The following is a 24,794-nucleotide window of genomic DNA, read 5'->3' on the forward strand; positions in this document are numbered from 1 at the left end:
CGAACCACGGGATGCCGTTGACTATCACCGCCTGTTTTTCTGAATTTAAACAAAAATCCTTGCCTAAGACGAAAACAGGAGAGCAGAAAAGAACTATGAACGATAAAAATATCCTATATTGCATTCCAAGTAAAATTATCTGTTGATATTAAAAGACTCCGGCTATTTCAACGCAGCTATTCAGACACCACATCCGGCCGGATTTGCGAATAGTGTATGTTGTCCAACATCAGATTGATGACATTACGGCTTCGGTTGGATGCCCCCTTCGCTTTATCAACATAGACATCCCTAACAAATATATCTTTAGGCTTCAACCGTTTATCACCAGAAAATTCATAGACATAATCAGCAGAGCCACATTTTATGCCCCTTACGTGAATGCCTTTTATGGAAGTGAGGCGCTCTTCATAAGTAGGCACCAAATCCCTCCATTGGTACATGACATCCATATCCAACCCCACAAGGTAGCCTGTCTTATTACAGGTTATATCTTCCAAATGAATGTTTTCAACAAAACCTCCTCTTCGGCAATTGGTTTTAATGAAGAATAAACACCGTACAGAGCCAAGCACATCACAATGATGCATAAAGATGTTACGTATCCCTCCCGACAGTTCACTGCCTATTCCCAACAATGTATGTCCGGCCAGAATCTTACAATTCCTGATAACGATATTTTCACTGGGCGTATCCAACCTCCACGCGTCCCGGTTCCGTCCCGACTTGATGACTACCGCATCATCCCCTTGGTCAAACGTACAGTTCTCAATCAGGAAATCACGGCTCATTTCCAAATCTATTCCGTCATTGTTATGCCCATTAGCCTTTACATCAAGCCGACGCACAATACCTCCTTTGCACATATAAAGATGAATGGTCCAAAAAGGGCTCTCCCTGATGCTGAAGTCTTCAAGAAGCACATTCCGACAACGATTCAAATGTATCAGATGGGGACGGAGGTTATTCTCCCCTTCAGCCATTTGCCGTTTTTCCACCGCAATATCAGTGGATGCCATCTCATACAGTTTTTTCAATGCATCCATGTGGGCTTGAGGCCGGGCAAACCACTTTTTCCATGTCTCCATTCGCGGAGCCAAGGTCCCGCTGCCCGTAATGGCTATATTTTCACAATCATAGGCATAAACCAACGGAGAATAATTATAACACTCCATACCCTCCCATGAAGTCATGACAGCCGGAAGGTAATCTAAAGGAGTGTCCGTAAAACTCAGCACCGCCCCCTTCTCCAAATGCAGGTTCACATTGCTTTTCAAATGGACAGGCCCGGTCAACCATTCTCCTGCAGGAACGACCACACGTCCTCCACCAGCCCGATGACAAGCATCCACAGCCCGTGCTATAGCTTTTGTATTCAATACCTTTCCCCCTTCTTTTGCCCCATACCGGGTTATCGGGAAATCTTTTTGGGGAAATACGCATAAGTACACAGAATCCATAGGAAACGGCGCTTCCACTTCCACTTTCTGATGCTTTACGCCACCAACCCCTGCATACAACGGAAAAAACGACACGAGATATGCAGCTATAAACAAAATTCTCAAAATCATGGCCATATTATTCAAATCAAATTAAAGAACATAATAAACTTCTACCATGAAACCCTTAGTTCCTGTAATCGGGCCGCTTGTGCCCTTACTTCTCCGTCCACAAGGACAAAAAAGCCCTTGCCCCGTCCATACCGTTTGCCCGTACGGTCGTAAAACACAGTCAAGACACGCCCTTGGTAACTCACGCCGTCAAGACAAAACCACTCCCAAGCTTGTGCCGGCACAAGAGGATGGACGACCACATTATCACCGGTTTGCGGACGGATACCGACCAGTCCGGAAATCAACAAATCGCAATACGTCGAATGGTTATAGTCTTTTCCTCTTTCCACACCTCCTTTTTCCGCAGACCATCCGCCATCCTTCCAAGAGGCCAGTCTCGTACGGGAAATCCAATCACCCGTATAAGGATTCTGGTTTTCGTCTATCCACGGTATGATACGGCCGTCCTCGCAAACCCTCCTTTGAGAACGGCTATATTTCAGGAACTGGTCAAAATAATCCTTCTCGGAAACGACATCCTGGCTATAATTGTTCAACACATTTGCCAATGCCGTCAACGTGACAGAAGTGGCAAAAGGCCAAACCGGTCCGTTCCATTGGCACTCGTGCCCTTCGTAAGACAACCTGAAACGGGGATGCGACTGTTCTGCCGTAGTCAACCCGTAAGGGGCATTGAAACCACTGTCTGACTTCATGAACTTCCACGCCTCTTCAAACCCCTTCCCTTTTTCAGGAAGATTCATGTACCAAGGCGTATATCCTTGAAGTTCGCGCACATCCACAAACGTCCCCTTCCTTTCCGAACGAGTCTTGAAAAAACAGCCCTCTTCATCCCACAAACTGTCCTCGACCAACTTTCTGAGATGCCCGGCTTTCTCGTTATATGCCTTAGCCATATTCCCGTCGCCTAAACATCCGGCCATCTCAGCCAATGCTTTAGCCTCCCCATACATGTAAGCATTGATAGAAGGGCGTTTTCCGCTTCCGCCTATTTGCATCTCCATCCCATCCCGGTCATCATAAGTACTAAACAAGCCATCCGGATTCCGGCCTATAAAATGTCCGCCATTGTTCCACCCCCTTTCCCAAGCCGCGTAATTCTTCACCAGTTCCGGAAACAAATCCAAGACTACATTTTGACGGCGCAATTTATAATACTCCCACAGTGCATTGGAAACCCAAAAGCTATACATTCTCGGATTCCCTTCCGAAAACCAGAAACGGGCATAAGCATTCACGTACCCGGTGTCCCTCAACCAACGGCCTTCATAAATATGATGCGCCGCCGCACAGGCAATCGAGTTATATTTTCCGGACCAATACACTTTCGGAAGGAACTCTGTAAAAATGAATCCATGGGGTATCTTCTTGATATGTTTCCTAAAAGTCCACCAACGAAAATAGTATGTCGTCATCACCTCCTTGTCCGGACAATCAAAAAAGGGAATGTTTTCTTGGAGAAAAGCCCAAGACGAATCGTTAGGAACATGCTGAACATACAATTCATTGTCTTCCTGGTTAAAACGATCTATATAACACTTGTAGTCAGAAGGACGCAAGACATAAAAATCCCTATCCCCGGCATGGGCATAAAGAAGCCCCACGATGACAGCACTTGCCACTGCCATAAACCTTTTTTTCTTCATCTCATTCTTCTTTAAATCACACAAAATATTGCCACTCAGTCCGTAGCCACGGCATAGTCCTGAGGAATAATCAGGAAACTGAAGCCGGCAGCTCCTCCACCCCCGTTCTCCAAGCGGAGCAGGATGCGGTTCCACCCTTGGCGGAACGTGAAAGGTTCGATATGCTCGTCTATATGGTACCAACTCGTACCCTTGTCCTGCCAGACGTCTTTCCCGTTAATCCACACCCGGCCGCTATCGTCCGTCCCGATGGCCACAAGCATGGTCGTAGCCTCATCGAAATACAATTCGGTATAGGCATAATAAGTGGAATGCCCCGTCGTGACAGGCACGGTATTGTGCATGGACTCGCTCTGCATGAATTTCCAACGCAAAGTCCCGTCCAACTGGACTTTCTCGCCTATCATCTTGACCGGGTGTGAATCGGTTTCTTCCGTTCCGACACCGACCTGCCCGTCCGTATAGACGGCATCAAAATCCACTGCGATTTCAGGTTGGTGGACAATGGCAAAATCATCACGACCGTAATTTTCCCATGGCCCTATCATATACCACGTGTTCACATACAGCCATCCCTTACGTTCCGCGTCTTTTGAAAAACGTCTGCCGGGCAAAGCTTGGGCTTTGACCATCATCTCATTCAAACGCGGACCACGATACTCGCTATAAGGTGTCTTTACTTCATCATTGGCATAGTTCACTCCGCCTAAGCCTCCGTCTCCCCATCCTCCGCCGGGACTTCCGAATCCACCGGGCTGGCCTTGTCCGTTCCCAAGTCCACCGCCGGGCTTACCGATGTTTCGCGGAACGCCGAAAAGGTTCTCCAGACGCGAACCTGCCAAGCCAACCTGCCGCGAAGCCTGTCCCAACAGCCCCCGGTAATTGTTCAGGTCTGCCGTGCTCCTCACGGACAACCCCGCACTGGCATTACTGCCCGCAGAACGTTTCCACTCCATTCCTCCGGTCTGCATCCGTATCAGTTTCTCAAAATCCGGCATGCGGGTTGCACTTTGTTGCATGGAACTGTATACTTCCGGAAAAGACAATCCCTTCTGCAACGTCTGCTTGGCCGCATTCACTGCCAAGTGGTTTTGTTGGATTTCCCGTTCATACTGCCGTAACATTTCATAGAGTTCCTGCACCGACGGCCGGTTGCCCAACGGAGGTTCGCCGGCCTGCAAGATGGCACGGGCCATGGAAACGTCGTTGGCATCCCTTGGAGCCGACGGCGGAAGCTTACGAGACTCCACTTGAGACAGCAACCGGTTCTTTTGGTTCCTCATCTTTTCCGCCATTTTTTGAAAATGCGACAACTGTGTTTTCAAATTCTTCTTCACGGATATTTCCGACTGCTCCACCAGTTCCTTCGCATACTGGGAAGGTAAAGCCCGATGTGCCTGCTCCATCTTCATTTTCTCGTTCAATTTGGCCGGTCTCGCCGCACGAGGTTTCAGTGCACCGTGATGTTTCTCCACCGCATGTCCCTCCGGCAATTTCATCGTACCTTGCGTGGAAGATGGAGGGGCAGACAGGATGCCCCATGCCAATGCCGCACAGGCCACAAGCGCTATTCCCCAAGCCACGACGGTGACCTTCCAATCAGTTTTCGTTGTAGTGTTCATCGTATGTTCGTATACCTATATTCGTTAAATTATAAAACTGGCAGGCATCCATCACCTCCACAAAACGTCCGAAAGGCGTATTCTTGTCCATGTCAATGCGTATCCGGCGGTCCGGAGTGGCAATACAGACATCCCGCAACTGCTCATGCAGGAAATTGGCCGTGCAAGGTTGGCCGTCCCAGTAAAAGTTACCTTCACTGTCCAACCCCACAATCGCCTGTTTGTCATCGGGCTTCAGCTTCACTGCAGCCTGCGATGCCGGCAAGTCCACCGGAATATCCCTGTTCTTGACCTTGGTCATAGTAGACACCAAGAAAAAGATAAGCAGCAGGAACACACAGTCTATCAATGGAGACATGGAGACTTCTGGCTCCTCTTCGTTATTTCCCAAAGGTAGTTTCATAAGGCTTTCCTCCTAAACGGACCCGCGTATGCGTGAATCCTTCCAACTGACATTGATCGAAAATCTCTATTACCGTATTGACCGGAACCGACCGGTAAGCCGCCACCTCTATGGCCACATCCGTCCCCACCTTCTCACGCAAAGTATTCAGATAGGCATTCAAATCCCCGATGGGCAGATAATCGTTCTCCCCGGTATAGGCGTCATGGTTCGCCACCTCATAGACCTGCTTGTCCTCGTCCACGGCTATAATCACGGTATTTTCACCCGAACGGGTCGTAGACAAACTGGAAGTCATCGCAGGCAACGACAGCGGTATCTGCATCTCCCATTTCTTCATCATGGTCGTGACCAAGAAAAAAATCAGCAACAGGAACACGCAGTCTATCAAAGGCGACATCTGGATGTCCACCTTTTCGTCTTCATCCAAAGGCAGTCTCATGCTCACACGGTTTTCTTATTCAAATAAATCGTATTCACCACTTGTTCCACGCCCGTCTCGATTTGTGCCCCCAAATTGGATATCCGGCTTTTGAGGATGAAATATACGGCAATGGAGGGCATGGCCACTATCAAACCGGCAGCTGTCGTAATCAACGCCTTGGAAATGGAGTCGGACAAGATGGAGGCTCCCCCCTCGTCACCGAAGAAAGCCACAAGACCGAACGCCTCGATCATGCCCACAATCGTGCCGAACAACCCTAAAAGGGGAGACAGGGAAGAAATGACGGAAAGAGGATAAATGCGTGACAAATGGCCACGGATGTCACGGGCCGCCATGTCACCGGCCGTCTGGCACACCGCCTCCCAGTCTGCATCACGATGCTCTACTATAAAGCCAAGGGCATTACCTAAAGTGGAAGGCTTCTTCCGGCAAAGGGCTACAGCTGCGTCGTAATCTTGCTTCTCGATGCATGCACAAACCTTCTCGGCCAGGCCTTTCGGTGCCAAACGCCCGCGAGTGGAAGTAAAGAAACGCTGAATCGTAATGACCAATGCCAAAATGCCCAATAAGTAAAGAGGATACATGATGAAACCTCCGGCCTTGATCTGGGCCACCCAGTCAATTTGCACCTTCTGCTCCGCCTCTTCATCCGTTTCAACGGGCACATCCTCCAAAGCCACAGAATCCATTACTGCGTCGTCTATCTCCTCTACAGCCGCCACCTTGCCCGGCAGAATCTTGGGAGCCACATCCGCAAAATCGTCCTGGGTAGCCCCTAAAATGATGTTGTCGAAACCGGCATCCCGACGGGTCGGACAAAGGAAGGATATATCGGTCAGTGTAAAATCGCCAAAGTCCTTCCATAAGTCCCGGGTCACAACCGTCCAACCACCGGTCACTTTGTCGTCCACCTTCAGGCCCGACAAGTCTTTTCCCGGACCGGCCATATAAGTATAATTGTATTTCTTCCCCGGCGCACGTCCTTTCGCGTTTTTCGCGCCCAATTTCAGTCCGATTTCCTCCCCGCCCCATTTAATCCAAGAAAACGTGATATAACGGTATTGTCCCGGACCGGGATTCTCGCGGATAGGAATGGACAGTCCGCTAATCCGTGTAGGAGTTTCGGAGGGCTGCACATAAATATAATGCGTACTCCCTTCCCGGCATCCTCCTTCCCGGACAGCTTTGGGTTCGGAAACCTGCGCCCCTGTCGGCACTTTGTCCTTGAACACCTCATAACGCCCTTTTGCCCCGGCATGGGATGCCCCTAAAAAACAAGAGAGCAACAAAGCCCACACCACCGAACACTTTCTCTTCTTCTGCAATAAATTTCCCATGATTGATAATATTTATATGATTATATGATTCCACATCGGCAAAGATACCGAACACCGCCCTAAAACCGTTCCATTTTTCATTCAATTATATGGCATAAATGTGGAAATCACACTTGATGCCGAAATTGATTCACTTTTGCCCATTTTCGTTCAGACAGGCATACCCGGTAAAAACCGCTGCAAGACTCCCTGCTCCATGCCGCCCCCGTCAGCTTCTCCGTCGGCCCCACACCTCCAAAAAGTTTTCCAAAACATGTTTCATCTTTCAGGAATCCCAATAAAACATTTGTAATTAACCGTTTAAGCCCTGAAAGATGAATAGGCGATGTTTCAGGCTGAAAAGCCCCACCCCTACAGGGAGGTTGGAAAAGCCCTTCTTCAGGACATCTTTTTTTCTGCGCCAAACGATTTTTCATTCTCCTGAGACTGATTTTCCGTTCTGCGCCAAACGATTTCACCACTTACGGCAGGACGGATACATGCCACAACCTGACAAAAAGCTGAAAGATGGAATTATATCCTTCAGTCGCCAAACACGTTGGAATACAAACACTTGAAATCCATCCTGAAAGATGAACCCATTTTTCTGAAAATCCCTTGGTGTATAGACGAACCATAATGGAGGATACTCATTCAAACAAGACTATGCTGTCCCAATCGAAATCCTTGTTCCAAATCATATAGGGGTAAGGAATCCACTTCCTATCCACATATAAACCGATACGGATATTATCCACGCTCCCGGCACTTCCATCATCCACATTAAGTATGGGCAAAGAGAGATAACGCCCCTGAGCATCCCCTGCATTAATCGCCACATGAACCAACTCCGCTTTGAATTTCAAGTCCAACGGACTTCCGTTCGACTCTTTCGTGCGGTCATAATAATAAGTCAAGAGGAAATAAGGCCCCATAAAGTCATGTGCATATCGCCGAATCTCAGGCACAGCATAAGCCCGGTAATAATCCGGTTGGAACTGGAGAATGATTTGAGTGGACTTGGCACGGAGATAAGCCTCACAATCCGGCTTGGACCAAGTGTCGAGATTATGGTCGGGATATTTCTCCAAATACGTCCGGCAGACGTACGCCACACTGTCTAAAAGTTTCTCCTTCTCGTATGCAGACAAGGGGAATGGATTCTCGGCCCCTGTCTTCTTATCCGACAAGGCCACAGGGCGGTATCCCTGCACCAGATAATAGTGTCGCTTTTGCGCCCGATATTCTTTCAAGACCTTTCTTGAACTGCCGCACCCACAAAATAAGAATATGCCCAAAAGCAATAAAATATTTTTTTCCATCATGTCCATCTTCCTTAACTAATTTAAAAAAACGGAAAGGGTGTGGTGTTCACCCTTTCCGCCTTATGATTTATTGGTCACGCCATTGTTCTTCCATCATATAAGATGACAAGAAGCAATGCCCGTCCAACTCGTCCCCCACAGCATCAGCACCGCACAGCCAATAAATAACCTGAGGTGCAATCAAGATGTTTTCCATCGCCAAATCTCCTGAAGACCTCTTTCCCGGTAAAGTATTGGCCATTTTCACAAAAACAGGTTTTTCCCTAAATACCATGTCTGGCATACCTTTCACTTTATTGGGTATAATTGAATCCGATTTCAACTCATCCGGTGAAAAGTGCCACTCCCCTATCAAGTGTCCACGCTGAGCCGCCCCTTCCGGTAACACCCAATAGTCCATATACTCATTGATATCCTCATCCTTCAAGAAAGTATCCCATAAACGTACAGAACCAGCATAGAAATTTATGCCTGTATGCCCGACTTCCAAAGCCGTAGAATCATCTTCTACTCCCATATTTTGTGTTTCATCATATAACATCCTTTGCCCGTCATAAGACATAATATACATCCGTCCCCCCGAAGACAACGGCCCCAAGCCGGTATAAAAAGAATGCCACCTCGCATCATTAAAAGCATTGATTTCTTTCTCCAAAGCATTGCCTCCACTGATATATATTTTCACTTTCTCCCTTTGACGGAACAGCCCCCACTTGCCTTTCCCCACAAAACGGTCCCAATTGTTTCCATGATAGGATTGCTTATCAGTAGGAATATTCCTCATATTGATTTCTACGGCAAGTTCCCGGTTAGGCCCTATTCCATATAAGGCCGTAGAGTCCTCTACTGCCGCCCAATTCTCTTTCGAGAAATATGCAGCCCACACAACCTCCCCTTTCATCTCGTACGAAGTATAATGAGGATAATAGAATATGCCGAAAATATCCCGTTCCGGATCTGTGTTGCCGCCGTAGCGACCGTCAGGCGTCCCCCCGTGGTTCGATGTCACGCACACCAACCAGTCTTCATAATAAGCATCTTCGCGAGCCTCAATCGTGGCCAACAATCGTCCCAAACCCGTATCTACCAACTTCAAGGCATTCAGGTATGATGCATTTTCAGCCACGAATCCTCCTGATTTTCCAGCCTCCAACACTCCTTTAAAGGCAGCCAATATCAACTGGTTATCTCCCTTTTCAAGTTGCCCCTGCAACACCTCCAACGTTTCTTCATCCGAAGAACTGGTTATCACGGATTGCATCCCACCGACATAACGGTTTAAGTTGGGCCAAGGAGAAACGCACGACATCAATAAGTTCGGATCCTTATCCGAAACATACTGCACGATGGTCTTGGCATAAGTAACCGCCGCATCCCCTATCATGAAATCAGGAGTATAAGAATAATCCTTGATACGATGCATACGGGAATTCATCCCTGTGAGCATAGTGGCCCAAGTCAAAGGATCTTCCTCATCATACGACTCACGCCCTTCCGGCAGCAAGGCGTGGTCATCGGCGACCCCCGTCCAAACATACTTGCTATGCCCAAGCATCTTCTGCATGACCAGGAGGGTTCCTTTCTCCACCTCCTGCTTCACCACAGAACCCACAGCCCCGTCTATGTTGAGCCAAAGCACGTAACGTTTCACACTTTTTTTGGATGCCGCCGTGTCTTCTATCCCTCCGGCAATCGACTCAGGTGTATCATACTTCGTGCACGAAGCGTACAGCCCACATAGCAACACCAATACGTATTTGAATCGGTTCATTATATCCATATTTCAATTTGTTTTATCGTTTATAAAAAAATGTCCCAAACTCCGAAAACATTTGTTGCCTGTCCTTATGGAAGTTTTCAAAATTCTCTTCATCGCCTTCATTCGGTACGAACAAATTGGGCTTGTCGAATACCAAACGCAGGTAACGTGCCGTGACAGGCTGCGGGAAATCTATGAACTGCTCGTTTTTCAACAAACCGTCCACGGTCTGTTCCAAAACATACAGGTTGCTCCATTCCTGTTCGTCATGCTGTTCCAAACCGAAGCCTGAAGCATCAGTCGTCTGCAACGTAAATCCGGAAATACAGCGTGCGTCCCCATTCGCATAATAAAAACCATCCATCGTCTGCTCCTTTCCCATGTCGATGACCACATAATATGGAAGTTCGCTCGGAGAATCCTGATGCCCTCCGTTATTGGGAGAAAGGTAAGAACTCCAGTAAGAGTAGGGATCACCATCCAGAAGATTGTCCGCAGTCTTCCAATCCGACTCAGATTTATACTCCTTGTCCTCGTTTTCACGCCCTTCGCTGTCCCAAGCCGCAATCTTCCATGCGCTGCGGTTGGCACGGTAACGGAAAGACGAGGTTTCATATTGCCCCACATCCTCAAACGGATCCTCCGCCAACGGGTTTATTTTCCAGATTTGCTTGTCCAATAGAGGATAGCGTGAAGCATATTCACGCTCCGATCCGGAAACAGACATGCCCCAATGTTCATAGAAAGGAGTAAAATCCACCTGATAACGGTCGCAAAGTTCCCTGAAGAAACCCTCATAGTCGTTTCCGGCTCTTCTATCATGGCTTAATTTATCATAGATGTCCCATTTCGGTTTATCCTGATAATGGTTTTCATATTCGGCAATTTGGACACGCGGTAAAAGATATAGGGACTTTTTTCGGTTCGCCTCTTCTTTAGCCGTATACAAATCCGATGACATCCACTTGGAAGTATCCGCCTCTGCATAGGACAAAGCAACCGGAACTGTAGACTTAAAATCTATCCCCATGTCTGACAATTCTTGTTCCAAACCAATCTCCTTGTTCCTCTCATTCATCCGATACAGAGGCACATAAAAATATTCATCCTCCCATCCCGTCACTCCATTATAAAAATAACTATACTTTTCCGCCACCATGGAATACACATTGATAAAATGCAAATCAGCCACAGAGTCAATATTCAACAGGTCATCATAAAGACTGGCCGTACGTACCAACATCATCCCCTGTTCGTTATCGGAACGCCTCGATTTGTTTTCCCGCAATTGGACATCAAAGACAAAACGGTTGGGAAACATGGGTTGCGGATTTGCCGCATCGGATTCTTTGTCAAAGCCTTGGGTACGATAAATCGTCTCCAACATTTCATCCCACGTAGCCAAACATGCCTCCATTTCCATCGCAAAATCAGGACGTTGGGAGAAATACAAGTCCAACTGGCTTCGCTCTACGGAGAACGCCACGTTTTTTCCCCTCAATTCCAACCAAGGGACTGTCGTAGCTTTCACTTTCCGTTCCCACTCACGCACGTCGGTTTTCCCCAAGACAAAATCCGGAGCCGCATACACATTGCAGAATGTCAACGGGACATCAGCATCCCCTTCTACATCCTGATCGCGCAACACCCAAAGATAACCTCCCAACGAGAAGCGTACGGTATTCTTTCCGGGATACAACGCTTTCCGATAATAGGCAATAGGTTCACGCAAGCCGATATTGTCATTCGTCAAGTCTTCCGTGTGCATACCCACTTGGACGGTCAGTCCCCAAACATTATCCGGCACATAAACCGTCACCAATTCCCCTGCACCCGCATACAACCCACTGCTATAAATGGATTGTGGGCCTTCTTGCATAATCCCCAACTGGATATATTTACGGGATAAATCCAAATAAACCACAGTATCTGCGATACGACGTTCTGAAGCCGTGTCCACCAATCCCGGAAACAAACGGGCTTTCTCGTACATGCTCACATCGATGCCCTGTACCGTATCCACTGTCACACGGGAGGAATCCGCCGCATTATCATCCCACCCGCTATCAAACTCGAAGTCACTGGCTTCACACCCTGAGAACAAAAAAGACATCCCCAAGAAAGCCACTAATATATAGTTCACTAAATATCTCATATTCCTTATGCTTTAATCATTCGTTGTTAAATCCTTATAGGGAAGCGTACGCCCTATCCCCGTCCATCCCCATGCATCAGGCACGGTAAATCCCAACCATTGGAAAGTTTGGAACGGTATATCGACCAGATTAATGGACGTTTGGAAATAGGTCTTGCTATAAGGCGGTTTGACATTGGTCTCTTCCGACATGCCCTGTTGCCACAAAACATTGGAAGAAAGTGTCATATCCGATTTCCCTGCATTCGGTCCACCATAAATGGAACCATATTGGGAATAGTCAGGCAACACCTCCCCTTCATAATCCTCTTCCCGGTCGCAAGGCCAGTAACCAATCAAATTATCCCAATAAGGATAATCTTTTCCCAGTTCATCCAATCCCGACAGTTTATAATTCTCAGCTATGAAATCAGCCGGCAATGCCACATCGTAGACTTGCACATTGGTCACATAAATCTGTACTGTCGTGGAAGTATTTGAACGGAATATCTGCCCAATGGTAAGGGGAACTTTGTCTCCTGTAGAAACATCCACGGTCAAAGGTTCAAACTCTGCATTCCCATGAAGATCCAAATGCCCGTCCGTATATTGACGGAACTGTTGTTTCTTATAATCAAAAACTACCGTCAATACATGCCATTTTTTATCGTTCAACACCGAAGCCTGGTCTTGAATCGTCCAAATCCGTTTTCCATCGAACCTGGACAAAAGCCTGAAATATTCCGCTCCGGTTTCCCAACCTTCCCCTCCCCGGGGTTCTGTTTGGATGGCCTTAGACACAAAATCCAACCAGTTCTCTCCTCCATTGGGATAGCAGACCATGAATTGGACGGTATAAGATGTGGTGTCTTCCCCCTCTGCCGGCAATTTGAAATCGAACAAAGACGGGTCATTGACTTTGGCATAATCGGTAGCCCCCGTTCCGGAATAGGCCGGAGTGAAATACTTATATACCAATCCCTCATCCGAAGAAGGAGCCAAAATGCGCTCTTCACCGAAACGTTCATTATACATCAAGGTAAATGTGTTGCGGTCTTTCATCTCATACACACTTTCGCCCGTATTGTCCGTGGCACCTCCATAATTGGACGTTACTACCACCAACCAATCCTCGGCAGCATAATCCGGACGTGCTTGCAAAGCCGCCATGACCCGTCCTATACGTTGATCCGTTTCGGAAAGAGCGACTATGACTTCATCCGTAGGCCACCCGGCACGCTCGCCTTCAGGAACAATGAAACCGGCTTCCAATCCTGCCTGCTGCACTCCATTGTATTCTATAATGGTCAATGAGGGTACCTCGCCCGTAGCCGACAATATTGCCTCAGCATCTTCCGTGATTTGCTCATCCGTACCCCAACAAATCATATCGGCCTCATCCTTGCATAAGTCGGAAAACTCACGTTCAGATGCCAATACCGCAATACGGCTTTCACCGTCAAGTCCTTTAAGGCGTTCCAAAACCGAAGGCGTATCGGAAGAGCGCTCCAACATTCCTGTCAGCAGATTATCCCATCCCAGACGACTTCCGACCAACGTATCGGAACGGGTATCAGCCAAACCGTCAAACGTATACAACGCCTTTTCCATCATGCCTTTCAGCGTCATCACCTTTCTGTCATTATTTGCCTCCCTTACGGCCGTACCGCTCGCCCCGTCCACCACAATCCAAAGCACATGTTTCTTATGGTAAGCGAAATCCTCATTCGGATAATCCGTCCGCAAACCATCCACCAAGTCATCGTTACAGGCACATAACGTAGCACCCATGCCACAAAAGACAGCCAATTTCCAAATGGTTCTTATCAAAATGTTTCTCATTTTTCTTCTTTTTTACATTAATGATCCAAGTTCACTTCCAACATCAAGACGTTATTGGCTTTCTGGCCATTGAAACGGTCAAAACTTCCCATCAACAACAGTCCATAAGAGCCTAAAGTCGTTTCCGTTTCGGCCACATGATAAAGTTGGCCGTTAAAAGCCCCGGGCACATTGAATTTCTGTTGCGCCATACCGTCCATTTCCAGAATGAGGAATCCCAATCTCGGCACACCTCCATAAGTAGAGAACGTTCCGGACACAATCACCTTTTCCTTATCTATCAACTGGGCAAAATTAACCGTACCGCCCCCTATCTCACGAGGTACAAACGTTTCATCCAATGTCCCGTCAGGGTTCAACATGGCCATTTGCTGACGAGGCTGACCGTTGACATGTTTGAAACCTCCAACCACCATCATTTTATCCAAAGCCTTGTTATAACGCACCATGGTAACATTACCATCCGGTCCCGCACCCAAATTCTCCAAGAAAGCATGGTCCACATTTCCACCCGCATCCAAACGGACCATTCCCGGCACGGGAACACCGTCGAATGAAGTAAAAGAACCAACCAAAACCACTCCATCGTCCTTATCCATGCACGCATCTGCTATGATTCCACCCCCCGCGCCGGAATAGTGCCCAACCTTATCCACCAAACGATAAGTGGAGTCCAACACTCCACAGTCATCCATGCGGAATGCCGATGCGACCGGTGAAATACGCTGTTTGCTATCGACATAAGAAGACGCATATTCATTACATACGTACTGCGTAAGATTACCCACCGCCACTATCTTCTGACCGGAAGTCACAAACGAACGTACAATGGGTTGCAGACTTCCACCATTCAGTTTGCTAAACGAATAACGGATAGGCTTGCCATTGCTCTCTTTTCCAGCATCCTCGAATACATATTGCTGCGTGGTGTCGGGATGGGCATTGGAACGCAACACCATGATATTGTTAACATATACCCTATCTTTCAAATCATACAATCCACCATTTTTAGGATTATACACTTCAAAAGCAGAGAACATACCGGATACCAACATACGCCCGTCTTCAAAAGCAGATATGGAATTAATATACGGAGGGGTATCCCCTTCAAAGGAGGAAGGTTTCACGCCATAGTCCGTACCAAAATCGGAAGAACTCCAACGGGTCACTACACCTTTGGAATTCACATGCCCGATGCACCAATGTTCATATTGGGCCAAATGCTGGAATCCTCCTACCAGATAGTTGTTTTGAGGCTTGCCATATTGGCTCACCGAACCATACACTATCCCATCCACCACTTTCGCAGACAAATCCCACGACTTATCTACCGAGATATTGCCTTCTATGGGAAAATAAGGGCCGTAAAACACTTGGTTTTCCATCACCAGATAAGTATTGCTCGACACGCACTCATCGGGAACCCTAACCGTCAACGTCGTATCGGTGGCTGCCAATATTTTGGTTTCCTGTTCCCCCAAATAGAATTTAAAAGCATATTCTCCCTTTTCCGGCACACAATAGTTCAATAACCCATCGGCCTTAAACACTACCGTATCTCCAGGATATCCCTTGGCCGGAACCGGATCTTCACTCAGCAACCTGAGGTCGAACTGCACTTTTCCACCTCCATAAGGATCTTCCGAAATGGAATGATCCAGTTCTTCACAACCGGAAAAACCGGTCAGCAAGGATAAAACCCCATATAAGCCCACGCCATATTTCATAACCAATTTCATAACCTATCCTCCTCTTTCTTCCGAATAAGACATTCCTTTTCCCTGCGCTTGACTTCCTCCAAAGGCAAAATACCTGCCCCAATCGCTTTCTGCGCAAAGACATCGCGGTCGAAACCAAAATTATGGTTCGTAAACCTTATGACATGAACCACGCCGTTAAAGGGCTGAATGTCACACGAAGCCACATAAGCATTAATCATATCCATACTGGCAAAATCGTTCACATAAGAATAAAGTATCTGGCGTGGACCGGCATATTTCACTCCAGAGGCATCATAGTACACGACTCCCATGTTCATAGGCTTGCCTGCCAACGAGTAATAAGCTCCACCCGGATAAGCTGAAACGGCTGCTGTATCCAACTGGGGGATATCTTTCAAGCAGTATTTCCCGGGAATGACATACATGGACAGGAACTCTTTCCATACTTCCGGTCTAATCTGCCGCAAATCTTTCACGCTGTCTTCTCTCATCGTGAAATACAACTTTCTACTCAGATAATCGACCGAAAAACTGATAGACCAGTCTGTCGGGGCAAAAAAGGTTATTTCACCATTTTGGAACACGGAATCCATTCCGGCATAATGGATCATTTCGACCAAGTCCGAAAAATAATGCTTGTCGGGATGCTGTTCCAAATAATCCAATACCGTACCGTTATAATACGGATTGTGTTTGCCCCCATCTTCCAAATAATCGTCATTCTGGCAACCTATGGCAGAAAAAGAGAGCACGACAGCCCCAAACCAAATCAGAAAATTTCTAAGTGAATATCTCATAAATAATAGTTTAAAGTACAACATTTTATTCCCAATAATTATTCAACGTAATCAACGTGTTATTCTCTTGTGCTTTCCTACTGATAGGCCACGTCCAAGCCCCTTCACGGAATTCACTCTTGGTCATGGGATGATAACAATATTGATTGTTATAAACCTTTCCAGTCCGCACCAAATCATAGAAATAATGCCCCTCACCCATTAATTCACGTACACGTTCCCAATAAATGGCATCTTTTAATTCGCTTCCGGACAGCGACAAAGTAGAAGCACCGGCACGTGCACGAATACGGTTGAGCAAACCGCAGGCTTTTCCATCATCCGTACCTAATTCCGCCAAAGCTTCTGCATACAACAAGATGGCATCTGCCAAACGGAATACAATCTGATTACCCGAATTGGAGGTCACGCTCTTTCCATCATACAAGTCCACATGTTCAAATTTCTTCACTTCTTTAGGGTCTGTGTCCATGGTAGAGTAAATATTCTCATTAAACCAATACGTCACACGCTCGTCCGGTTCAGAAGGAGGATAAATCCGGGTCAGGAAATCATAAGTGTACTGAACGTATGGTTGACTACGGAGATCAAATACAGAATACATGACTTCGTTGGAATAAATGGCATTTTGGTTAAAAACCTCATTCCCGTTAATGTAACTCAGATTTTGCACTATCTCGAAAATACCTTCATTGCTTCCCCCGCGGAACAACGTAGCCGTCTGGCTTAAGGGCAACAACGTGTAAGCATTACCGCTTTTTTCCACCAACTGCTCTCCATAATCCACCACAGCCTCGTAATAAGCGTTCTTCTGCGACTCATCAAAACCAGCCAACCACATGTTCACATGCATCAATAGGGCCAAAACAGCCCCTCTTGAAGCCCGTATGGCTTTTTTATCCGAGGAGTATTGTGTCCAGGGCAAACAGGTTACATCCGGATCGTCCACTAAAATTTGGTTCAAATCCGCAGCAATGTTCTTCAGCACCGTTACCATATTGGTCCGCGGCAAAGGCTCCTGATGATAGGCATCCGTATAATAAGGCACATCTCCGAAATTACGCACTAAGAAGAAATAGGCCAAACCACGCATGAAAACAGCCTCAGCCTTATACGCCTTCTTTTCGTTTTCCGAGACACCCGTACGGTCAATCTCTTTCAAAAGGATATTGGCAGACTGGATGACTTTATAAAAGTTCTTCCATTGCATGATAGCCTCAGCCCGCTCATTATCATCATTCGGATAATGCTCCCTAAGCCCATTCAAATCATTAGACACCAAATCCTTAACATAATCTAAATTCCCATCCGTCTCTAACGGAGCACAACGCAAGTCCCCAGAGTAAAGGATATAACAGGATTTTTGCATCGTAGCGGCACGGAACTCCGTATAGATGCTGTTCACAAACCCTTCTACGGATTGCACGGATGCTTCATCCCACATTTCATCTCCTGACAGGTGTTCCTCACTCGTCGTATCCATCAGTCCACAGCTCCCCAACAAACAAGAAGACAGGGAAGCCACTGCTATTATATATTTCATTTTAAATAATCGTCTCATATTCATTTTTATTCATTATCATAAACCGATAGTCAAACCCATGGAGAAAGTCCGGGCATTGGGATAACCTCCCGACTGGTCCCAACCGATAGAACTTACATTCTCCGGATTGATTCCTGAATATTTCGTAAAAGTGTAAAGGTTGTTCAAACTCATCCGGATGCTGGCATGGCGGATGCGGATAAAGTCCGTCCACTTCTTAGGCAACGTGTAAGATAAGGTTATGGCATTAATCTTAAAATACGAACCATCTTCCAAAAACAATGTCTGGTCGGCACGGAACGGCTTTATCACGCTACTGTGCTGGTAATCGTATGGATTGGGATAATCCGCATGCGTATTGGTCGGAGTCCAAAAATCATACGCACTGATAGGAGTCAGTGCCGCATTCTTATACATCCCATCCCGACCTTCTATATTCGGGTCATTCAAAGATGCGAAATTATTAGCCAATACCTGATTTACAATGTCACGACGAAGCGTGAACGAGCAACTGGTAAACAGAGCCAGATTCTTGTAACGCAGATTCACAGAAAGACCTCCGATAACACGCGGTTGGGAATTGCCGACAATCGCTTTATCTTTCTCATCTATCACATAATCCCCGTTCAAATCAGCCCAAATAGGATCACCAGCCTTGAAATACGCATTCGGATTGTCGGCCGAAACACCTTCACCTCCGACTCTCAAACGAAGTCCCGTGGCAGGATCGACCGGCACATCTTCGTCTGTGGCATACACACCTTTATATACGTATAAGAAATTAGACATGGCATTCGAACCCAACTTATTCACAACCTCCGCGTTAGAATTGATAATCATACGGGCTTCGTCCGGCAACTTTGTCATCACGTCCCGATTAATCGTAAAGTTCGTCATGATGTCCATGCTCCAGTTGCTTTTAGGACGGAAAGGACGAACCACCAAAGCCAACTCCATACCATAATTGACCAAACTCACCTCAGTAGTAGGCACCATATCAAAACCGTTATGGTCGGCCAGTTCAATCGAACTCAACTGATTGTCCACTTGCTTATAATACCAATCTCCCTGAAAAGACAAACGATTGTTCCATAATCCGAAATCCAAACCCACATTCCATTGCGTTGTTGTAATCGGGTCTATATTATTATTCGGCATATTCTTGAAATCAATGGGAATCACGGTATTACCATTATAAGTATCGCTTCCTAACAAGTAGTTTCCCCACACGTCATATTTCGTAGCCTTATATTTGACTACCCTACCCCATGATGCCCGGATGGCAGAATAATCCACCCAATTCCAATTCAGTTTTTTAAAGAATTTCTCCTCATCGAAGTTCCAACGCACGCTCACACCGGGATTGACGACCCATTTCACGCCCCGGCCGTAAGCTGAATTGGCTTCAGGACGTATGGTCGGCGTAATCACATACTTATCTTTTCCTCCTGTGGGATTTTTAAATCCTATAGTCGGAGCAATATTGAAAGACACGGTATTATCTTCCTCCGAAGTCACAGCCTCTGCCCATGAAGAAGCATAACCAAGCGGCCCCCATAAATAATCATTGACCAGTCCGGTCTGTCTGATTTCATTCCCGTTACTTCTATTGGAACTGATTTCTCCCGTCACGGTGAGGCCGTATTTAAGAATCCCCGTCGAACCAGAATAAGACAAACTGGTACGCCCATAAAGCCTGTCGCTATATTTGCTCAATCCGTAAAGTTGTGCTTGATTGCTGTTCAACATACCGGGGGTGAACTTCTCATTTTCCGTATTGTTATAAATATACCCGGCCGTAACATTCCACCGGATATTCCACGGCAACTGATAATTCATGTTTATATTGGCATCGTACGAAACACTTGTCGTATTTTGTTCCACCATCAAGGCTCCCAAAGCTGCATTCGAAGCACTATATATGGACGGAGGAGGCAGCAAGGAAGAAGCAGAAGCTCCACTGGCCACACCGGTCTGCTGCAGCGCGTTTCCACTTCCAGATCCCGTAATACCCAACGTGGCATTGACCCCGACATACAAATTGAACTTCTCTGTCGGCGCATATCCCATATTGGTACGGATTCCGTAACGGTTGAAGTCCGTATTGGTAATGATACCTTCTTCCGAATAATAGTTTCCGTTTATCTTATAATTGAATTTCGTACTTCCACCTTTTACCGACAAGTTGTAGGTCTGGTTTACCGTGCGACGATAATAATTCCCCTGCCAGTCCGTATTGTTATTGTAATAAGGATTCAAACTGTCTGTCAAAGCCTGATTCCCGTTCACATCATAATAACCATTCCAACGCGACGTGTCGTTTTGTAGAATTTGGTCGATACGGGACATTCGTTCTGCCCGTCCCACCAACACATCCCGAAGACGCGGAGGAATATTCACTTTCATATCCATTGAAAAATCAATCTGGGGTTTGGCTGAATTTCCACGTTTGGTGCGAATCAAAATCACACCGTATGCACCACGTGAGCCATACTGTGCCGTGGCTGCCGCGTCCTTCAATACTGTTATGTCCTCTATATCCTCGAAAGGCAGACTTGACAACGGGCTGACCCCAGAACCTGACAATAATCCATTAGCATCAAAATCACCTACATCTTCTTGCGGAATTCCATCAATAACAAATAGGGGAGCGGAAGAACCCAAAATATATTGTTGGTCATCTCCTTCACCTACACCCTGAATTGAAATATCAGATATACCCCGGATAGTATAAGTTCCGATTGAACCTGGCGCGCCATTGTTCTGCTGTACGTTCAAACCGGCTACCCGCCCTTGCAGCAACTCCATGACATTGGAAACCGGAGCCGGTGGCAAATCTTTTGTATTCACGACCGTTACGGAAGCTCCCACGTCAGCCCGACTCTGTGACTGGTAAGCCACCACCACCGTCTCGTCCATCGCATTCACGCTCTCTTCCATAAATACGTCCATGTCCTTTTTGGCTTTCGCCACTTTCATTTCCACCGTCCGGAAACCCATATAAGAAAATATGAGAGTAGCATTACGGTCTGCCTTCAACCTGAAGCTTCCGTCCATTTTGGTTAATGCACCATTTCCCTTCTCGCCCTTTTCACCACGGACCATGACCGTCACGCCGGGAATAGGTTCACTACTCTCGGCCAACCTCTCGTATACATGTCCGGAAACCTCCACGACCTGCCCGTAAACCCGGTTCACGAATAAGGAAAACAGGCAAATCAAAGCCATGATATTTAGTTTCTTCATTTTTCAACTTCATTATAAGATTAATAATTATCCCTGAACTCAGGATTACCCCCAGAAAACACAAAGATGATATCCCAATGTCCTTCTTTATAAATGGCAAAATCAAAGGCCATGGATGCCCTTACACGATAAGTTCCTCTCATCAATCGGTCATAAGCAAAAACCACATGGGCCTTGTCACCTTCTTTATTCGTATAACGAGTTGGCAATTCATTCAAAGGAATCGGATACGCCACCTTGTAACGTACATAATCGTCCGTCATTTCCATATCGAAGCCATGAAGCAAATTCGTCCAATCTGTCTTAGAGAATTTCCGGGGAGAAATCGGTTCGTAATCCTTTGTCATGAAACGAAAAGTCAACGTATTGTCCTTAGACGTATTCTCCAGATTTTCGCGAAAATAGACCTTGATGTCTTCTTCATTCATCACACCGAAGAAACCACTTGTACCCTCCTTATACATTCCTTGTACAGAAAGAGGATGTACAAAGTCCTCCGTGATGACTCCCGTCAGTTCATCTATGTTCGTCGGTTCATAATCCCGTTCACGTTTGGGTATTAAACGGAAACCCGTATATTCTTTCCAACCACCGGAATTTACCGCACGGATGTCAAATATGTAACCGGAATCCGGATCGCATTTGACGAACGACGAACGTGCATTGGCCCATAATATGACTTCTCCAGAATGCTTACGCACCTGCAACAGGCTACGATTCTCATATCCTCTTTTCGCCTCAATCTCCTCCAATGAAGTTTCGGTTCCCAAATAAGGGGATTTCCACACCCTCACAGGGAACTCATCCGTCAATTCCCGAGCCTCGCTACCATCGTGGCGTACCACCCTGGAAATCGTAAATGTAAGAGGCTGAGTGGAATTCCCTGCACTGAAATTGTCGGATGCCACATTGTCACGCCCTAATACGGGACGGTACATCGTTTGCGTAAAGGCAGCATCCTTGTCAAAAGAGTCCAGACTCTCCGGCAAGAAGTTATCCACACAAGACTGCAACACGCAGCCTCCCATAGCCACTGCCCACCAAGCGCATATATTATTTCTTTGTCTTTTCATTCCCATAATTATAAAATAATTGTTCCATTCCATTAAAACCAAACTCATGGCCGTCCGACAACACATGAACACAGCCATTATTTGCCATGATATCAAACGATTCCACTTCGGCCTTCACCCAAGTCGATGTAACTTTGGAATCCAACGTTTCTATCAGACGCATATAACGTGTCCCGACCTCTTCCGCACCGGAAGCCGCTCCCCGGCCTACTTCCATACGCATCAAATGGCCATACGACATACAGGGCACTTCCGTTGCACCTACGTTCAACACATCCTCCATGGAATACCGTCCATCAAACAGGTAACAGTACAACATGGAATCCAATTGGTGGCGATAATCATAATGCCGCGTAATATAAATAGTATCGTTATCTTCAGTGGACACTTGGTGCACAATCGTATCCACCACGGTAAAAGGTTCTATCAACAAATCTTCCAACCCCAAATGCTTGCCTTTCCCATAAGCTTCACGATACCGGTTCAGACCGTCGAATGCCAATCTGAACGATTGGTCCGTTACAGCAAATAAAGTTACCTCTTTACGTTTCTGCAATGAATCTTTCAATCCAGGAAGGCGCCCTGCCAGAAAAAGCAAAGAATCATACGTTACATCAGGATGAGCCGCCTTATCCGCAAGATAATCATACAACGTTCCCTCATAACGCACCGTGGATTCTTCCAAGGGATAAGTGCCAGACTCATACTCCTGACAAGAAACCCATCCGAGCATCAAAGCTCCAAATACCAATACATTAAAAACAAACAGTCTCATGGTACCATAAATTTAATTATTCCAATATTCATTTTGCCGAATCAAATTATTCTGCCGGATAACCTCTTCGGATACCGGCCAGTAAATGCCTCCATTCTCCATCCTTGCTAAAAAATCCGGGTCATCCTGAAGAATACGCTGCCGACGAATCAAATCATACCAACGGTACCCTTCACCTATCAGTTCCCGACGACGTTCTGCAAAGATATTGTCTATCAGCTTGTTCACGTCCTCCCCGAAATTTTTCTTGAACGACACTTGAGAAAGCCCACGCTTTACCCGTAACAGGTTCAGTTGTTCCACAGCATCATCCACCCGGTTCAAAACCGCCAAAGCCTCCGCGCGCAACAACAGCATATCCTCCATACGGGACAAAAGGATGGAAGAACCGAATACCGCAAAATCGCCATCCTTACCGGCTCCATTCTGCACCACATTGATCTTCCTGAAAACGGGCTTTGCATAAGTCATATCAATATAAGCCGAACGGTATTTCGATCCGGCAACCGTATCTATGCCAAAACGTAAGTCTTTCCAATCGTCATATATACGGAAAAGAGAGTCCTTCGTTACATATAAGTCAGGATGTACCTTCCGGATGTAAGGTTCGCACAAGGTCCATTGTTCCAAATGCCCGCTCTGTGTCACATCTTTATTATCCATAAAATTAAAAGCCACTAAACGGTAAGGTGCATAAGTAGTATACGAAGCGTTGAAAAGACCTTTCGTATCCACAATATTATCCACTTCCAAAATATTCTGTAACGACCCAGTCATGCCTATCGCCTCATAGTTTTCCAATACGTAAGTGGCATAAGCCTCTGTATCGGCATAGTTCCCTTCCCAAGCCGACAAATGAGCCAGAATGGCATAGACCGAAAGTTTATTGAGCAATTTGCCTCTCCAAAAGGTAGGGTCTTGCCAATAATACTTATTATTGCTCGAACCGAACTCGAACGGAAGTTCGGCAGCTGCTGCCAACAGCTCATTCTTGGCATATTGCAAGACCTTGGCAGAAGAAGAACGGCCGATTTTCGGAAAAGAGCCATTGTCGTAAGAATAAGTGACCAAAGGGACATCCCCCCAAATCCGTACCATATAAAAATAGGCCAGTCCGCGCAAGGCATGTGCTTGCGCCACATCCCACTTCAAAGTCTGTTCGGAATAGGCTTTGTCCTGTCCTAACACGTTTCCTACATTTTCTATAAATACGGAAGCCGCATTGACCACGGCATAAAACCTCCGCCAATCCGAAATTTCATCTATCATGGGAATATTACGGTTCAAATCATTATGAATGATGGCATCCAAATCAGCTCTTCCGTATGCCGTAAAATCACCGCTGCGCAACTCTCCGCAAGCCCAATGGGTGTTATTATCAGCTAATGCCGCACGCATCAAACCATACATACCCATTAATCCGGCACGGGCATCCTCCAACGTATTCCAATTATGCTCATCGGGCAACGTGTGATGCGACTCGTTCTCAAGGAAATCCGAACATGCGGACATTCCGGAAACAACCACCAACGCACATATTCCCCATAAGAGTTCTCTCATGTATAAAACTATT

18 protein-coding genes are annotated in these 24,794 nt (G+C 46.5%); all 18 read right to left on the reverse strand.

Translation table 11 applies throughout. From position 1 onward, the window contains the following. Positions 1–176: 176 nt before the first annotated feature. Complete coding sequence (locus tag HMPREF9442_RS04575; protein ID WP_008625836.1) at positions 177–1,577, reverse strand: glycoside hydrolase family 28 protein; 1,401 nt, start codon at positions 1,575–1,577, stop codon at positions 177–179. 35 nt (positions 1,578–1,612) lie between these two features. Further along, a complete protein-coding gene (locus HMPREF9442_RS04580; protein ID WP_232038446.1) occupies positions 1,613–3,202 on the reverse strand; it encodes an MGH1-like glycoside hydrolase domain-containing protein in 1,590 nt (529 codons plus the stop codon). Between the two features lie 53 nt (positions 3,203–3,255). Next, positions 3,256–4,842 (reverse strand): hypothetical protein, encoded by a 1,587-nt coding sequence (locus tag HMPREF9442_RS04585; RefSeq protein WP_008625843.1) that lies wholly within the window; start codon positions 4,840–4,842, stop codon positions 3,256–3,258. Then, complete coding sequence (locus tag HMPREF9442_RS04590) at positions 4,820–5,245, reverse strand: ExbD/TolR family protein (RefSeq protein WP_008625844.1); 426 nt, start codon at positions 5,243–5,245, stop codon at positions 4,820–4,822. Before HMPREF9442_RS04590 ends, HMPREF9442_RS04585 begins: the two co-directional genes overlap by 23 nt. Then, entirely contained in the window at positions 5,223–5,687 is a 465-nt protein-coding gene (locus tag HMPREF9442_RS04595; RefSeq protein ID WP_008625845.1) for an ExbD/TolR family protein, read from the reverse strand. Before HMPREF9442_RS04595 ends, HMPREF9442_RS04590 begins: the two co-directional genes overlap by 23 nt. Positions 5,688–5,689: 2 nt before the next feature. Further along, the gene (locus HMPREF9442_RS04600) at positions 5,690–7,027 is read right to left on the reverse strand and encodes a MotA/TolQ/ExbB proton channel family protein (RefSeq protein ID WP_008625846.1); all 1,338 of its coding nucleotides are present in this window, start codon (positions 7,025–7,027) and stop codon (positions 5,690–5,692) included. A gap of 107 nt (positions 7,028–7,134) precedes the next feature. Continuing rightward, a complete protein-coding gene (locus HMPREF9442_RS16665) occupies positions 7,135–7,443 on the reverse strand; it encodes a hypothetical protein (protein ID WP_008625848.1) in 309 nt (102 codons plus the stop codon). 213 nt (positions 7,444–7,656) lie between these two features. Continuing rightward, the gene (locus tag HMPREF9442_RS04610) at positions 7,657–8,331 is read right to left on the reverse strand and encodes a hypothetical protein (protein ID WP_147639882.1); all 675 of its coding nucleotides are present in this window, start codon (positions 8,329–8,331) and stop codon (positions 7,657–7,659) included. Between the two features lie 67 nt (positions 8,332–8,398). Then, entirely contained in the window at positions 8,399–10,111 is a 1,713-nt protein-coding gene (locus tag HMPREF9442_RS04615; RefSeq protein ID WP_008625850.1) for an alkaline phosphatase family protein, read from the reverse strand. 13 nt (positions 10,112–10,124) lie between these two features. Next, entirely contained in the window at positions 10,125–12,245 is a 2,121-nt protein-coding gene (locus HMPREF9442_RS04620) for a discoidin domain-containing protein (protein WP_008625851.1), read from the reverse strand. Between the two features lie 12 nt (positions 12,246–12,257). Further along, positions 12,258–14,066: a hypothetical protein gene (locus tag HMPREF9442_RS04625; RefSeq protein WP_008625853.1), complete on the reverse strand. Its 1,809-nt coding sequence runs from the start codon at positions 14,064–14,066 to the stop codon at positions 12,258–12,260. Between the two features lie 17 nt (positions 14,067–14,083). After that, positions 14,084–15,805 carry a DUF5124 domain-containing protein gene (locus HMPREF9442_RS04630; RefSeq protein ID WP_008625854.1) on the reverse strand — a complete coding sequence of 574 codons (1,722 nt, stop codon included), beginning with the start codon at positions 15,803–15,805 and terminating at the stop codon, positions 14,084–14,086. Next, complete coding sequence (locus HMPREF9442_RS04635; protein WP_040602632.1) at positions 15,802–16,584, reverse strand: fasciclin domain-containing protein; 783 nt, start codon at positions 16,582–16,584, stop codon at positions 15,802–15,804. The genes HMPREF9442_RS04630 and HMPREF9442_RS04635 overlap by 4 nt, the downstream gene beginning before the upstream one ends. 25 nt (positions 16,585–16,609) lie before the next feature. Then, positions 16,610–18,127: a RagB/SusD family nutrient uptake outer membrane protein gene (locus tag HMPREF9442_RS04640; RefSeq protein ID WP_253271019.1), complete on the reverse strand. Its 1,518-nt coding sequence runs from the start codon at positions 18,125–18,127 to the stop codon at positions 16,610–16,612. 36 nt (positions 18,128–18,163) lie between these two features. Then, positions 18,164–21,373, reverse strand: coding sequence for a SusC/RagA family TonB-linked outer membrane protein (locus HMPREF9442_RS04645; RefSeq protein WP_008625859.1), 3,210 nt, complete (start codon positions 21,371–21,373; stop codon positions 18,164–18,166). Positions 21,374–21,393: 20 nt separating this feature from the next. After that, positions 21,394–22,446 (reverse strand): DUF5007 domain-containing protein, encoded by a 1,053-nt coding sequence (locus HMPREF9442_RS04650; protein ID WP_253271020.1) that lies wholly within the window; start codon positions 22,444–22,446, stop codon positions 21,394–21,396. After that, a complete protein-coding gene (locus HMPREF9442_RS04655; RefSeq protein WP_008625862.1) occupies positions 22,427–23,221 on the reverse strand; it encodes a hypothetical protein in 795 nt (264 codons plus the stop codon). Before HMPREF9442_RS04655 ends, HMPREF9442_RS04650 begins: the two co-directional genes overlap by 20 nt. 12 nt (positions 23,222–23,233) lie before the next feature. Beyond that, positions 23,234–24,781, reverse strand: a complete 1,548-nt coding sequence (locus HMPREF9442_RS04660; RefSeq protein WP_253271021.1) for a RagB/SusD family nutrient uptake outer membrane protein — start codon at positions 24,779–24,781, stop codon at positions 23,234–23,236. Positions 24,782–24,794: the final 13 nt, after the last annotated feature.

The organism is Paraprevotella xylaniphila YIT 11841, from assembly GCF_000205165.1.
GTDB classification, from domain to species: domain Bacteria; phylum Bacteroidota; class Bacteroidia; order Bacteroidales; family Bacteroidaceae; genus Paraprevotella; species Paraprevotella xylaniphila.

What these genes read in the sequence shown, in the direction of transcription:
- HMPREF9442_RS04590 (WP_008625844.1), bottom strand. Translation starts at nt 5,245, where the DNA reads ATGAAACTACCTTTGGGAAATAACGAAGAGGAGCCAGAAGTCTCCATG.
- HMPREF9442_RS04585 (WP_008625843.1), bottom strand. Translation starts at nt 4,842, where the DNA reads ATGAACACTACAACGAAAACTGATTGGAAGGTCACCGTCGTGGCTTGG.
- HMPREF9442_RS04625 (WP_008625853.1), bottom strand. Translation starts at nt 14,066, where the DNA reads ATGAGAAACATTTTGATAAGAACCATTTGGAAATTGGCTGTCTTTTGT.
- HMPREF9442_RS04595 (WP_008625845.1), bottom strand. Translation starts at nt 5,687, where the DNA reads ATGAGACTGCCTTTGGATGAAGACGAAAAGGTGGACATCCAGATGTCG.
- HMPREF9442_RS04580 (WP_232038446.1), bottom strand. Translation starts at nt 3,202, where the DNA reads ATGGCAGTGGCAAGTGCTGTCATCGTGGGGCTTCTTTATGCCCATGCC.
- HMPREF9442_RS04660 (WP_253271021.1), bottom strand. Translation starts at nt 24,781, where the DNA reads ATGAGAGAACTCTTATGGGGAATATGTGCGTTGGTGGTTGTTTCCGGA.
- HMPREF9442_RS04635 (WP_040602632.1), bottom strand. Translation starts at nt 16,584, where the DNA reads ATGAGATATTCACTTAGAAATTTTCTGATTTGGTTTGGGGCTGTCGTG.
- HMPREF9442_RS04620 (WP_008625851.1), bottom strand. Translation starts at nt 12,245, where the DNA reads ATGAGATATTTAGTGAACTATATATTAGTGGCTTTCTTGGGGATGTCT.
- HMPREF9442_RS04600 (WP_008625846.1), bottom strand. Translation starts at nt 7,027, where the DNA reads ATGGGAAATTTATTGCAGAAGAAGAGAAAGTGTTCGGTGGTGTGGGCT.
- HMPREF9442_RS16665 (WP_008625848.1), bottom strand. Translation starts at nt 7,443, where the DNA reads ATGAAAAATCGTTTGGCGCAGAAAAAAAGATGTCCTGAAGAAGGGCTT.
- HMPREF9442_RS04655 (WP_008625862.1), bottom strand. Translation starts at nt 23,221, where the DNA reads ATGAGACTGTTTGTTTTTAATGTATTGGTATTTGGAGCTTTGATGCTC.
- HMPREF9442_RS04615 (WP_008625850.1), bottom strand. Translation starts at nt 10,111, where the DNA reads ATGGATATAATGAACCGATTCAAATACGTATTGGTGTTGCTATGTGGG.
- HMPREF9442_RS04610 (WP_147639882.1), bottom strand. Translation starts at nt 8,331, where the DNA reads ATGATGGAAAAAAATATTTTATTGCTTTTGGGCATATTCTTATTTTGT.
- HMPREF9442_RS04645 (WP_008625859.1), bottom strand. Translation starts at nt 21,373, where the DNA reads ATGAAGAAACTAAATATCATGGCTTTGATTTGCCTGTTTTCCTTATTC.
- HMPREF9442_RS04650 (WP_253271020.1), bottom strand. Translation starts at nt 22,446, where the DNA reads ATGAAAAGACAAAGAAATAATATATGCGCTTGGTGGGCAGTGGCTATG.
- HMPREF9442_RS04575 (WP_008625836.1), bottom strand. Translation starts at nt 1,577, where the DNA reads ATGGCCATGATTTTGAGAATTTTGTTTATAGCTGCATATCTCGTGTCG.
- HMPREF9442_RS04640 (WP_253271019.1), bottom strand. Translation starts at nt 18,127, where the DNA reads ATGAAATATATAATAGCAGTGGCTTCCCTGTCTTCTTGTTTGTTGGGG.
- HMPREF9442_RS04630 (WP_008625854.1), bottom strand. Translation starts at nt 15,805, where the DNA reads ATGAAATTGGTTATGAAATATGGCGTGGGCTTATATGGGGTTTTATCC.